General features: G+C 51.6%; 14 protein-coding genes and 1 rRNA gene. All 15 read right to left on the reverse strand.

The window, feature by feature from the left end:
- Positions 1-109 (reverse strand): 16S ribosomal RNA (locus JJQ72_RS08085); the annotation flags it as partial.
- A 382-nt stretch (positions 110-491) separates the two neighbouring features.
- Complete coding sequence (locus JJQ72_RS08090; RefSeq protein ID WP_208203332.1) at positions 492-1,949, reverse strand: LysM peptidoglycan-binding domain-containing protein; 1,458 nt, start codon at positions 1,947-1,949, stop codon at positions 492-494.
- A 146-nt stretch (positions 1,950-2,095) separates the two neighbouring features.
- A complete protein-coding gene (pheA, locus tag JJQ72_RS08095) occupies positions 2,096-2,986 on the reverse strand; it encodes a prephenate dehydratase (RefSeq protein WP_208203333.1) in 891 nt (296 codons plus the stop codon).
- The gene (gene thrB / locus JJQ72_RS08100; RefSeq protein WP_208203334.1) at positions 2,983-3,951 is read right to left on the reverse strand and encodes a homoserine kinase; all 969 of its coding nucleotides are present in this window, start codon (positions 3,949-3,951) and stop codon (positions 2,983-2,985) included. Before thrB ends, pheA begins: the two co-directional genes overlap by 4 nt.
- Entirely contained in the window at positions 3,948-5,021 is a 1,074-nt protein-coding gene (gene thrC / locus JJQ72_RS08105) for a threonine synthase (RefSeq protein ID WP_138225083.1), read from the reverse strand. The genes thrB and thrC overlap by 4 nt, the downstream gene beginning before the upstream one ends.
- Before the next feature lie 73 nt (positions 5,022-5,094).
- Positions 5,095-6,381 (reverse strand): homoserine dehydrogenase, encoded by a 1,287-nt coding sequence (locus JJQ72_RS08110; protein WP_208203335.1) that lies wholly within the window; start codon positions 6,379-6,381, stop codon positions 5,095-5,097.
- A 62-nt stretch (positions 6,382-6,443) separates the two neighbouring features.
- Positions 6,444-6,881, reverse strand: a complete 438-nt coding sequence (locus JJQ72_RS08115) for an ACT domain-containing protein (protein WP_138225082.1) — start codon at positions 6,879-6,881, stop codon at positions 6,444-6,446.
- 223 nt (positions 6,882-7,104) lie between these two features.
- Positions 7,105-8,415: a GTPase ObgE gene (gene obgE / locus JJQ72_RS08120; RefSeq protein ID WP_138225081.1), complete on the reverse strand. Its 1,311-nt coding sequence runs from the start codon at positions 8,413-8,415 to the stop codon at positions 7,105-7,107.
- Between the two features lie 18 nt (positions 8,416-8,433).
- Positions 8,434-9,189 carry a Spo0B domain-containing protein gene (locus JJQ72_RS08125; RefSeq protein WP_208203336.1) on the reverse strand — a complete coding sequence of 252 codons (756 nt, stop codon included), beginning with the start codon at positions 9,187-9,189 and terminating at the stop codon, positions 8,434-8,436.
- Positions 9,190-9,358: 169 nt separating this feature from the next.
- On the reverse strand, positions 9,359-9,670 hold the full coding sequence (rpmA, locus tag JJQ72_RS08130; RefSeq protein ID WP_138225079.1) for a 50S ribosomal protein L27: 312 nt from the start codon (positions 9,668-9,670) through the stop codon (positions 9,359-9,361).
- 6 nt (positions 9,671-9,676) lie between these two features.
- Entirely contained in the window at positions 9,677-10,021 is a 345-nt protein-coding gene (locus tag JJQ72_RS08135; protein ID WP_208203337.1) for a ribosomal-processing cysteine protease Prp, read from the reverse strand.
- 13 nt (positions 10,022-10,034) lie between these two features.
- On the reverse strand, positions 10,035-10,346 hold the full coding sequence (gene rplU / locus JJQ72_RS08140) for a 50S ribosomal protein L21 (protein ID WP_138225077.1): 312 nt from the start codon (positions 10,344-10,346) through the stop codon (positions 10,035-10,037).
- Between the two features lie 166 nt (positions 10,347-10,512).
- Positions 10,513-11,742: an Rne/Rng family ribonuclease gene (locus JJQ72_RS08145; RefSeq protein ID WP_208203338.1), complete on the reverse strand. Its 1,230-nt coding sequence runs from the start codon at positions 11,740-11,742 to the stop codon at positions 10,513-10,515.
- Positions 11,743-11,842: 100 nt separating this feature from the next.
- Positions 11,843-12,697, reverse strand: a complete 855-nt coding sequence (locus JJQ72_RS08150) for a M50 family metallopeptidase (RefSeq protein WP_208203339.1) — start codon at positions 12,695-12,697, stop codon at positions 11,843-11,845.
- On the reverse strand, positions 12,694-13,572 hold the full coding sequence (locus JJQ72_RS08155) for a M23 family metallopeptidase (RefSeq protein WP_208203340.1): 879 nt from the start codon (positions 13,570-13,572) through the stop codon (positions 12,694-12,696). The genes JJQ72_RS08150 and JJQ72_RS08155 overlap by 4 nt, the downstream gene beginning before the upstream one ends.

Consider the following 13,572-nt stretch of genomic DNA (forward strand, 5'->3'; position numbering starts at 1 on the left):
TCCGCCGCTAACTTTCAGAGGAGCAAGCTCCTCATCAAGTCCGCTCGACTTGCATGTATTAGGCACGCCGCCAGCGTTCGTCCTGAGCCAGGATCAAACTCTCCATGAAAGTTGAGTTCCATTGCTCATTTCAAAACTGACGAGATTACATAATCTCATTGTCGATCTCACCCGAAGGCAAGATCGGTTTAACTCACTCGTTGTTCAGTTTTCAAAGATCAATTCTGTTTCTGTCGCTTCGACAACCTCTCGTCTCAGCAACTTTTATAGTATATCATGTCTCCCAGGTCATTGCAAGCACTAATTTCAGAAGTTTCTCGGTCATTCTGTCTTCTTCTTAAATTGAGTTACTTAGCTCTTCCCCGCCAGCTGCATTTTCGCGACTGGACTCATAATATATCATGATTCACTTCTTTATAGCAACTCATAATTATTTCCAAATACAAAAAGCAAAAGCAGAAGGGTTACCCCTCCCGCTTTTGCCGCTGTTACTATCGATTAATCCACGGATTTTTTCGATCACGCTTGCCGCTGCCGCTTTTGCCGGGTGTACTTGTTGTACTTGTTGTTTTGCTGCGACCACTCTGTTTGGAAACCTTCGCTGCCGGCTTTGCAGCTTTCGGTCTCACTGCAGTCACTGAGTTGCCTTCGCTCATTTCGGAAGCCGCTTCTTGGATCGTGCTCTGGCTCGGAGCATCCTCTTCACGAAGTCCATGGCAGCCGCAGTCTTTTTGCGGGCCGTGTAGCGGGAGGGGACTCATATCGGCTCCATATGTTGACCATGGCTGGCACGGCTGAGATGGCATTCCCATGACCATTCCTTGCTGTTGACCATGCATCGGTTGATGATACATGGAACCAGCGCCCGCAATCGCCTGACCTCCCCACATCATTTGTCCGTAGGGTACCCCGCCGTAATAATCTGGTGCTATAGCCATCGGTGAAGACTGCATCTTGTGCTGGGCCGCTTCATGAGGCTGTGGATATACACTGCCTGATGCTGTTGGATATTCAGACACTCCAGCATACATCATCTCATGCCCCCCTGCATTCATGCTCATTGGAGAGCCATAAGGCATAGGATAGGCCGCTGGATGACCCATGCCCCCATCAAACCACATCGGATATGGAGACAATGGCGATCCCTCATTGCAGCCACAAGGCATTTCAGGCAGCATGCTATAGGATGCTGTGGGCGCCCATGGTGCCGGCATCCCTCCGTACATCGGATTTACCATAGACTGGGAGAAGTCTCCTGGAGCACAAGGCATAGGAAAATGAGGCATAGCCTCACTGGCTTCCGTATACGGTTCAGGGCAGGCTGGCATGGACGGATGCATGTCAGGCAGGCATTCTTTCTCAATGATCACAGTCTTCTCTACAACCTCTGGGCTTACGGTAATCTCTGGCTTTACCACGATTTCAGGTGCAATCTCCACTTCGATCTCCAGTTCTTCCGGCATATCAGGGGCTTCTGGCATGTCAGGAACCAAGGGGAGTGAAGGCGCCGTCATCTGTTCTTTGGGACCTGTGTAGGTTTTGCTCCCAGGTGCGGTTTTGCCAAGGAGGTCCGGTGCTGCTTCCATTTCCTTCTTCTCGACAGCTCCTGCCGGTGAAGGTGCCGGTATATTAACGATTTCTCCGACCAAAAGAGCATTGGGATTCTTCAGCTGCGGATTAGCCTCAATCATGTTCTTAAGGGGAACTCCCCATGCTTTGGACAGCTTCCACAGTGAATCTCCCTGCTTCACCGTATGCTTATGGATAGACGTGCTTGAGCCGTCCGGCACGGTAACGGGTTCTGCCGGAATTTTAATTTTGGCACCGATGTCCAGCTGATCAGGGTCCACCAGCTGCGGATTGGCATCCATAATCTTGGCCAATGAAACCCCATACTTTTGTGACAACTCATATAAGGTGTCGCCCTGTTTGACGATGTGGATTTTCACGCTGTACAAACCTCCTATACTCCTCTTTTAGGCCACCGTTAGGTTATCGCCCGCATTGAATAATACATCCTATGCAGGCAATGGGCGATTGACCTCCCTAAAAGCAAAAAAAATCCCTGTCACAGTAGCGACGGGATCTTTTCAAGCTATGTTGCTGCCGGGGATTGCTGTTTATTATAAGCAAAGCCGGGATAGGAGCCGAGCACTCGAACCTGACAGCCCAGCGCTTCGATCTCTCCAATAGCTGCTGTCAGCAGCACAGATTCAGCCGATTCCATAACATCAATGTAGAAGTAGTAGTTACCCAGCTTTTTTTTGGTTGGACGAGACTCAATTCGGGACAGGTTCAACCGGCGCCATGCAAAAGCGGAAAGCACCTGATGCAGGGCTCCTGGCACATCCTCCGGGAGCGTAACCAGAACACTTGTCTTGACATACACCGATGTACGCGGAATGGATATCGAATGGCCTCCAACTAGCACAAATCGGGTGTAGTTATTGTCGTGATCCGTAATTGACGGGGACAGGATATCCAGCCCATGCGTCTCAGCACCCAGCGAGGTACCGATGGCCGCCCAGCCTTTCCCCGGGTTCTGCTTCACAATGTGTACCCCTTCAGAAGTGCTGCCTACCGGCTCCAGCTCCGCACCAGGTACATTGCGTGAGAGAAACTGCCGACATTGAGCAGTCGCTACAGGATGAGAGTAAATTTTCGTAATCTGTTGAAAATTAATGCTCCCGTCTGCCCGCTCAAACTCAGCTCGGCTGCCGATCAGATTCTGTTTCGAAGGGTACACCCACTCCGCCTGCATCGGGATCTCAACTTCATTCACAAGCCAATCCATATGAAGACTGACCGAGCCCTCAATCGTGTTCTCAATCGGAATGACGCTGTAATCGGTTCTGCCTTCTACGGTAGACATGAACACATCAGAAATCAGCTTATGATGAACCAATTCTGCCAGCTCGCCGTTCAACAGATACAACAGTGCTTCATGCGATACAGATCCTGAGGGTAGAAGTGCGATTCGGTTCATATTGTAACTTCCCCTTTAACGATATCCATCAGGGTAGTGCCCCGGTTCATGCCCAGAACAGTAACACCCTCTTTATCGGGCTTCAGCAGCTGGGCTGACGCCTGAATTCCCTGCTCCTTCATCGTCTCCAAAAGATAGCTCTTCAGCATCTCGGTTCCCTCATCACCGCGGCGCACGAATGCAATCATCGTCGGCCCAGCTCCGCTTAAAGCAATGCCCAAAGCCCCTCGCCCTGTAGCTTCCTTCAGGATGCGGTCCATTCCAGGCACGAGACTCGCCCGGTAAGGCTGATGCAGGCGGTCCTGCATCGCGGCAGAAATCAGGTCCAGCTGCCCCGAGGAGAGCGCTGCGGTGAGAAGTGAAGACCGGCTAATATTAAATACGGCATCTGTTAATGACACATGCTGCGGCAATACGTCCCGAGCCTTGGTCGTGGCCAGCTGAAAGTCTGGTATGACCACTAGCGTCTCCAGCTCTTCGGGAGGCTCAATCCGCACGTAGTCCGCATGCTGGCCGTCCCAGGCAGACGCAATAATTCCCCCGAACATGGAAGCTCCTACATTGTCAGGATGACGCTCCAAGTCTGTGGCCATGTCAAATAGCTTATGATCCGGCAGCGGCGAGCCTGCAACAGCATTGGCTGCCGCCAGCGCACCAACGATGGCTGAAGCACTGCTTCCCAAGCCGCGCGTCAGCGGGATGTCTGAATACATTCCGATGTGGAGCTCCGGAATTGAAATCCCGGCCTCCTGAAATACCAGCTGCGCTACCTTGTACAGCAGATTTTCCTTATTTTGCGGAAGGCCCTTCATTTCGTCACCGTGCAGCTCGAATACGGTCCGATCATGCGGTCTCATTTCAATCCAGGCGTACAGCGATAGCGCCATGCCCAAGGTGTCAAAGCCGGGTCCCAGGTTTGCCGTACTGGCAGGAACCCTGATCCGTACGCCGTCGTTCAAGATCATACCTGCGCAGCCCCTTCAAGGGTAGCGATCGCATCCATAACGGCAGCTTCGTTGTCCGAGACTACGAGCGGCTCGGCGTTGACTGTTTTGATCGCAATGTTCGGATCCTTCAAGCCGTGGCCTGTCAGCACACAGACTACGGATTCTCCGCCCTTGAAATATCCTTCGCGCTTCATTTTGTAAACTCCAGCGATCGATGCGGCAGAGCCCGGCTCAGCGAATACTCCTTCCCGGGAAGCAATCGTACGATAGGCCTCCAGAATCTCATCATCGGTTACATAGTTAATCTGACCTTGAGATTCTTCAGCAGCTATTACCGCCGTCTTCCAGCTGGCTGGATTACCGATACGAATCGCCGTCGCAACGGTTTCAGGATTAGCAATCGGCTCACCTTTTACGATCGCCATTGCACCCTCAGCCTCAAAGCCGAGCATACGAGGCAAGGTCGAGGACTTACCCGCTTCCTTATATTCCTTGAAGCCCTTCCAGTATGCGGAGATGTTTCCGGCATTACCAACAGGAATTGCCAATACATCCGGAGCTTTGCCCAGCTGATCCACCACCTCAAAGGCTGCAGTCTTCTGTCCTTCGATACGATACGGATTCACAGAGTTCACCAGCGTAATCGGATGCTTCGCTGTAATTTCACGGACGATTTCAAGCGCACGGTCAAAGTTGCCGTCAATCGCAATGACTTTGGCTCCATAAATGATCGCTTGTGCCAGCTTGCCGAGGGCAATATTGTTGTTTGGAATCAACACAATACAGTTCAGCCCCCCACGTGCAGCATACGCTGCTGCCGCGGCGGAGGTGTTCCCGGTGGACGCGCACATAATCGTCTTGCTTCCTTCTTCCATCGCTTTCGCTACAGCCATGACCATACCGCGGTCCTTAAAGGAACCGGTTGGATTCAAGCCTTCAAACTTGAAATACAAATCAAGATCCAGATCCTTGGACAGATTCTCCGCACGGATCAGAGGGGTATTCCCTTCCTTCAGCGTCAACAATGGTGTGTTCTCATTTACAGGCAGATAATTTTTATAAGTTTGGATTAAGCCTTCGTATGGCATAGCAATACTCTCCTCGTATTCATTCAAATAAGTGATATTTAACTAGCATGACTCCAACGGACACACGGCCTGATTAGCCTTCGACCCGATACACGCTTTTAATCTCGCGGATAACTTCCAAGCCTTCAAAATGATCCAGCACCTTATCCATACTCGCTTTGCTGGCATTGTGGGTTACGATAATGATTTCTGCCTGAGGTGTCTGATCATTCGGCTGCTGAACAACCGACTCCAGGCTCACCCCGTATTCTGCAAACACCTGTGTAATCTGTGCCAATACCCCAGCCTTGTCATCTACGTGAAGCAAAATGAAATTCTTAAACATAATCTGATCATCGGTCTTCAGCACCTTCGCCTTATAAGGAGCAATCGCCTGAAGCCCGTTGACTCCGAGCTTAAGATTCTTAACCACAGCTACCAGATCGGCAACCACTGACGTAGCTGTAGGCATCTCACCTGCCCCTGGTCCGTAAAACATGGTCTCGCCCACAGCTTCTCCATACACATAGACCGCGTTGAACACACCGTTTACGGCGGCCATCGGGTGACTGGTGCGGACCATTGTTGGCTGCACACTAATGCTGACCTGCTCCTGCTCCCGATCCGCGATGCCGAGCAGCTTCATTTCATAGCCGAGACGTTTAGCGTACTGGATATCCTCTTTCGTTACCTGGGAGATCCCCTTCACACTTACATCCTGCAGCTCCACGTTCGTACGGAAGCCGAGCGTTCCCATAATGGCCATTTTGCGTGCCGCATCCAGACCTTCTACATCCGAGGTGGGATCTGCTTCTGCATATCCGAGCTCCTGAGCTTCAGCCAAAACATCCTCGTAGGATGCTCCTTCCTGGCTCATTTTGGTCAAAATATAGTTCGTTGTTCCGTTCACAATGCCCATGATCTTCGTAATCCGGTCCGAGGAGAAGCCCTCGATCAGCGTCCGTATAATCGGAATGCCGCCGGCCACACTCGCTTCATAAAACACATCGCACTGCTTCTCTTGAGCTTTAGCCAAAATTTCCGCCCCATGCAAAGCCATCAAATCCTTATTGGCTGTTACAATATGCTTGCCCTGCTCAAGCGCCTCCAGGATATACTCCTTCGTCTGCTCAATCCCGCCCATCACCTCTACAATGACGTCGATCTCCGGGTCACGGATAACTTCCCATGGGTCAGATGTCATCTTGCTGCTGTCAACCGAAATACTGCGTTCTTTCTCTGTATTCTTAACAGCAATCTTGCCGATCGTAATCGGTGAGCCCACCTGACTGCTCAAATCCTCCTGATGTCCTTCCACAATCCGAACCACACCTGTTCCTACAGTCCCTAATCCCAACAAACCTACCTTAACCGGCTTCATCTACACATTCCCTCCTGTATTCTAGCATCAATCTCTTCTTTCCCTATGTGAATCCATCCCTGTTATCCCTGTCCAATCATCTGGACCCGCCGGACTCCCTGGATGCGCCGAATGCCGACCAATAAATCGTCCAGCTCCTCATTCAGCCTTGAAACCTCTACGGAAATAACGACGTTGGCAATGCCCTGCAGCGGGATGCTCTGATGAATGGTCAGCACGTTTCCGCCTTCCCCAGCGACCAGTCCCAGAACTCCTGACAGCATGCCCGAGCGATGTTCCATATCAATGGAGATGGTTACAATTTCGTCCCGCTCCAGCTGGTTAATGGGATGAATACCGTCTTTGTATTTGTAAAAAGCGCTCCGGCTTAATCCCACCTGCTCCACAGCATCGTGCACGGTCTTGGCCTCTCCGGCCGCCAGCAGTCTCTTGACCTGCATCGTCTTGACGACAGCTTCCGGTAAAATATCCTCTCGGACCAAATAATAACGTTCTTTCACAAAACGTCCTCTCCCCAAAGACTACTGTATTCGTATAGTGGACATTATAAGGGATATTGAACAGGAGGGCAATACATTCACGTCTATTTTTTGTAATGCGTGTTGCTGCCTTTCCCCACTATACCTTAAAACGGCTATGAATTGAGGGTTTGCAGTAATAAAAAAAACGCCGATTTCATAACATGAAATCTGGCGTTCTTCATAGTGGCTCTGTTGCAGGGCACTAGTAATAGCTGCTTCCCTCAACAAACTCAAACTCAAAATCCGCAATACGTACAATCGTTCCGTCCACAGCCCCCCGGCGGCGAAGCTCATCGTCAATGCCCATATGTCTCATCGTCCGCGCAAGCTTCAGAATCGCATCATGGGAATTCATCTGCATCCGCTTGAGCATGCGCTCAATGCGCTCACTGTGCACCACGTACGCCTCATTGTCCCGGGTAATTGTAAAGGAATTGTCCTCCTGCTGCTCGAATCGGTACACCTTGCGCTCTGCTACCTCCGGCACTTCTTCTACTGCAACCTCCTCCGGAATTTCATCCAGTACAGCAGCGGCTTTGTACAGAAGCTCTTTAATGCCTTGGCGCGTCAAGGATGAGATCGGCAGAATCTCAAGATCCGGACGGACTGCTGCAGTCTTCTCACGGAACACGCTTAGATTCTCCTCCGACTCCGGCATGTCCATTTTATTAGCTGCTACGATCTGAGGGCGCTCGGCCAAAACCGGATTGTACAGCCTGAGTTCTTCGTTAATTTTTACCCAGTCTTCAAACGGGTCCCGACCCTCAGAGCCCGACATGTCCACCACGTGAATAATGACACGCGTACGCTCAACATGACGCAGGAATTCGTGTCCCAGTCCGATTCCCTCATGAGCACCTTCAATCAGACCCGGCAGGTCTGCCATAACAAAGCTACGGTCATCTCCTACTTCCACCATCCCCAGGTTCGGAGTTATCGTTGTGAAATGATACGCCCCGATCTTCGGCTGGGCAGCAGATACTACGGAGAGCAACGTTGATTTGCCGACACTTGGAAAGCCGACAAGACCGACATCTGCCATCACCTTGAGCTCCATCGTAATGTACCGCTCCTGCCCCTCTTCTCCGTTCTCTGCAAGCTCCGGAGCAGGATTATTCGGTGTTGCAAAACGGATATTTCCCCGTCCGCCCCGTCCGCCGCGAGCGACGACAACCTGCTGGCCGTTACGTGTCAAATCGGCAATGATCTCGCCGGAATCATCATCAATAAGCACTGTTCCCGGAGGAATCCGAACAATCATATCCTCGGCGCCGGCACCGTGCTGACTTTTATTTCTGCCCTTTTCGCCACGCTTGGCTTTAAAATGGCGCTGGTAACGGAAATCCATCAGGGTTCTCAAGCCTTCATCTACCCGAAAAATAACGTCTCCGCCTCTTCCGCCATCCCCGCCGGCAGGTCCGCCGTTAGGAACGTATTTCTCCCGCCGGAACGAAATCAAGCCGTCTCCGCCGTCTCCGCCCTTTACAAACACTTTCGCTTTATCTACGAACATCGGTTATCTTCACCTTCCTCAAGTCACATACGGGATATACAGACGGTAGGTCATATGATCCGTATCGACCTGCTCTACCCGTAATTCTGTATGCTCCGTCACGCGCTTCAATTGCTGCTCCAAAGCACGGCGGTCTCCAAAAGCTCCTTCTCCTTCAAGCTCGGCTATGCAGTGATCCTCCTGATCCCAGAAGGTAATAATCAGCTGTCTTTCTTCCTCTGGGGAACTGTCTTCTCCCGCCTTCTCATAGATGTCTACAGCAGCAATAATGACTTCCGTCAAAGCCTCCTGCCGCAGCGGGGACAGCTTCTCATTCAAGTGCAGCTGGTCCACGACCTCGATCTCAAGCTGCAGCGGCACATTAAAGGTTCGATACGCCTGAAAGTAAAACACGAGTGAAGGAATGCCCAGCTTCGACACTTTGCTTTCCTGAAGCATCCGTTCTTTTATTCTTTCCACACATTGCACCGATTTATCATGCTTGCCCAACTGGATATAGCCGTACATAATTTGCAGCTCGTTCATCCAATCATGACGGTGATGATTCAGTGCCTGCACCGCCCGCTCCTTCAGCTGCTCCTCGGACACTCTTTGCTGCTCAGCCATAGATCTCTCCTGCTCCCGCAGCACCATCCTTACCGCGAACAGCGTTGCGGCAACAGACCAGATTACTGTCCCAAGAGCTGCCAGAAGGCCAGGCATCCACAGCAGCCAGATGACAGGAAGCAGTATTGATCCCCCGGCCCCAGCCGCAATCCATTTCCAGGACTTCATGAACTCTCCCCGTTCCCTATACTGGTTAGTTTCACCAAAACCAAGTATACCATAGACGTTATTCGGGATTCATCCGTGATCCATAAATAGTTCTGCCTTGATCCCTAAAAAAAGAAGCCCCCGGCATACTGCCGGAGACCTCTTCATCTGTATGCCGGATTGAGGACAATTAAGCCTCAACTGCTGCCGCTACAGGAGCGACCTCAACCGGGTAGACGCTCACTTTCTTGCGATCACGACCCCAACGTTCAAATTTCACAACGCCATCGACTTTCGCAAACAGAGTGTCGTCTTTACCAATGCCCACGTTCGTGCCTGGGTGAATCTTGGTTCCGCGTTGGCGAACCAGAATGCTTCCGCCCGTAACGGTTTGACCGTCTGCACGCTTCGTGCCGAGACGCTTGGAAATACTGTCACGACCGTTCTTCGTGGAGCCTACACCTTTTTTGGATGCGAATAACTGAAGATCCAATTTCAACATGTTAGCCTACCTCCTTCTTTTAATAATCTTAACCTGTATTTGAATATACTCATCGTATGAATCTGCAATACTCTGCAGCATCAGCACCATCGATTCCAGGAGCAACTGAACTTGTTCCGAGGAGGCATGATGTCCTTCATGCGGCAGCACCGCACTCAGAAATCCACCTTTCATCTCGGCCTCCATGACTGTGCCGGTTAACGCCTCGATCGAGTTGACCGTGCCAACAGTGACAGCGGAAACCCCAGCGCAAACGATATCCTGTCCCGGATCTGCATAACCTGCATGACCCTTGACTTCAAAGCCATGAATTCTTCCGTCGTCCCGACGGGAGATCTGTACAGTAATCAATTACCGCACCCTCTTACGCCTGAATCTTCTCGATTGTTACTTTCGTGAAAGGCTGACGATGACCTTGCTTCTTGTGGTAGTTCTTCTTCGGCTTGTATTTGTATACAACGACCTTGCGGCCTTTACCGTGCTTCTCTACCTTTGCAGTTACAGAAGCTCCGGATACTACCGGTGTTCCTGCTACCAGGCCTTCACCATTGGATACGGCCAGTACACGGTCGAAAGTCACGCTTTCGCCGTCACCTGCATTCAGCTTCTCGATGAACAACACATCGCCCTCTTGGACTTTGTATTGCTTACCACCTGTTTCGATAATAGCGTACATTTGCTTGCACCTCCTCATGTCTCAGACTCGCCTGATTCAGGTGTCCAGCCGAGCAGTCTCGACCGTCCTTGTCAACCTGACCGGAGCGGTTACAGCATGTGCAGCAAATTGTTCGCTGAACACATACCAAGAGATGATAACACAGAATGAAAGTGTCGTCAATCCATCAACTCGTAATTCCTTTGCCAGAGCAGGCTTTGCAGATTCTGCGATAGGGGTTAGCCGCAGGATCCCGTTCCATCTTCCGTGTAATTTCGAGCAGTCCCAGCCGCGTCCAGCCCAGCACAACGCATTTGGTGCGGTCCTTGCTAATAATCTCCTCCATGGCAGACAGCACCAGCTCCCGGCTATGCTCTTCCTCCATATCAATGAAGTCAACAATAATGATGCCGCCCATATCCCTCAAACGGAGCAGGCGTGCAATCTCCCTGGCAGCACTGACATTGGTGCGCGTGACCGTTTCCTCCAGACTGCTGCCCCCCGTATAGCTGGCCGTATTGACATCAATCACCGTCAGGGCCTCCGTCTCATCAATGACAATCGTACCGCCGTCTGCAAGCTGGATCTGTCTCGAAAAAGCCTGCTTTAGCTGCTCCTCTACGCCATATGCCTCAAAAAGAGTCCGGTCCCCTTCGTAAACCTTGATGCAGGGCTTGCTCCCAGGAAGCAGCTCCTGCAAATAAGCACGGATTTCGTTTGCTTCAGTCGGCCTTGCTACAATCAATTCATCCTGCTCCGGGCTAAATACATCGCGAATAAATCGGTGGACCATGCCCCGCTCCCGGTGCAGCAGTGCCGGTGAACTTTGCTTGATCGCCTGCTCCAGAATACGCGACCAAAGAAATCGCAGCCACTCCAGATCGCTGCGCACAGCAGCTTCTTGTTCCCCCTCTGACACAGTCCTGATAATCAGGCCCTCTTCCTTACCTATCAGGCCTTCTCCCAGCTGCTTCAGACGCGATCGTTCATTCTCCCGGGAAATTTTCTTGGATACAGCGACATATCCAGCCTTAGGCATATAGACCATAAACCGCCCGGGGAGAGAATAATGAGTCGTCACCCGAGCGCCTTTTCCGCCCATCGGCTCCTTCACGACTTGTACAATCAACTCCTGGCCTGCACTTAGCAATGCTTCAATAGACGGCTTGGTGTCGGGCTGCTTCTCCAGATGGGGAGAGAGCACATCATCCACGTACAAAAAGGCATTCTTCCTCAGTCCGATGTCAACAAAGGCGGCCTGCATGCCTGGAATGACATTAACGACCCTACCTTTATAAAAATTGCCGGCCGCGCCGGGGTGCTCACCCCGTTCGGAGGCATACTCCAGAAGGATACGGTTGTCCAGAAGAGCGAGCTGAACAATGTCTGCTTCGCTCTGAACGATAAGCTGCTTCATGGCCTCACCTCTTTAAGCGGATACTGTCTGTTGATTATACCATTTCAACAGCTCACGCTGGGCCGATTTGGAGCACAGTGCTGCTGAAATGATAGATATGCTAGTCACGCACCGGGGGTTCTTTGACTGCAAAGTAGGAAGAGATCACCTGCTGTTCAGGAAGAACAGCCATGACGCCCCCGCCCCGATTCATGACATAAATCAGATGAACCTTTTCTCTCCTAAATAAACGCACAATCTCATCTAAAGGTTTCGAAGCATCTGCTACAATAGCTTGAGCTTCTCCACTCTGCTCTCCTGCATAGCTGCTTCGCTGGACTAGAAAACGTACGAAACGGTAAGGCACATTCCGATAATCCTCGAAATTGGAATATGCCAGAAACAAGCCGATCATCATGATATTCAGCTGCAGCGTCTCTCCGGTGAACAATGGCTGGACGCCGATCGCGAGCATGACGAGGCTGCAGAAGCATCCCGCCCGCGAGGTCCAGATCAGTGTAGCGTGATAAGGAGCGAACAGACTGATCAGCGCCTGCAGCAATTTTCCACCATCCAGCGGCAGAATCGGCAGCAAATTGAACAGGGCAATCATCAGATTAGCCTGGATCATGTATTCCAGAAAGCTGGCGTCTCCCCAGCCAATGTACAGCAGCAGCTTTGCCATGCCAATCATAATTACATTCTGCAGAGGTCCTGCTAGCGCAATGACGATCTCCTTGTATGCATTCATCCTTCCCTGCTCTTCAATGACCGCCACGCCTCCAAACGGCAGCAGCTGGATGGACCTAACCTTGAAGCCCATAGCAGCAGCTGCAGCAGCATGGCCTAATTCATGGATGAACACAATAATGAAGAGCGTCAGCAGCTCCAGAAAGCCACCAGTGATCACCGAAACCAGCATAATCATGACAAATAGCGGGTGCAAAGACAGGATTGTGCCCCGAATGGTAATCAAAACGGAATCACATCCGCCGGATCGACAGGCATGCTCCCTTCTTTCAGCATAAAGTAAAGCACAGGCTCTTCACCGGAAGAAACCGATAACGGAACCACTCCCAGTACATCCCCGCCCTGCACCCAGTCCTCGGCCCTCAGTGTGACATGGCTTAATCCGCTGTACTGCGCGTAGCGGCCGTTTCTGTGCTGCACCTCAAGCGTATACAGTCCATCCGGGAGCGGACGCACCTTCATAACTCTGCCGGCCTCAATACTGTGTACCTCCCGAGAGGATTGCTGCTCGCTCTGAGGAACGATTTTGATCCCCTTCATATCTACAACAAACGGCTGCAGTACCGTCCCGCTAAGGGGCGGTACGAGCATTTCTCCGTTCACCTTGGTAGATTCCTGTGGATCCTGTCCAAAAATCGGAATAAAGGATGGCGCACCGCCAAAATGCTCTTCATACCAGGCCTGGGCTGCTGCAAAATCCATCTCTCGACTTAGCCCGTCCAGCACAAACCATTGCACACGGGCTGCCCAAGGCTGATCGGTAGAAAAAACACCCCAAACCGCTCCAAACAAAAGCGCACTGATAACGATTCTCCGAAGCAGGCCTGTCATCAGCCGCGGCGGACCTGAAGCGGGCGGAGTCGGCACCGGCTCCTCCCAGCCTCTATAGCCCTGCTTCCAGAGCTTTTCCGGGTCACGCTCCGACACAGAGTCTTGCAGCGGTGAAGCTAAAGAGCCTGTAAAGTGCTTCTTATTGAACTCCGCAGCCTGCAGCAGAGCTTCAGATTCCTGCCTCGTTGCTGATGCCGGATTTGCCTTTTCCTCCAGCAGCTCCCGAATTCGAGCTTCTCTTCTATTTCTGACCGATGTGCGGATGTCCAT

The sequence above is a fragment of the Paenibacillus sp. F411 genome (genome assembly GCF_017582705.1).
Lineage (GTDB): Bacteria > Bacillota > Bacilli > Paenibacillales > Paenibacillaceae > Paenibacillus_AQ > Paenibacillus_AQ algicola.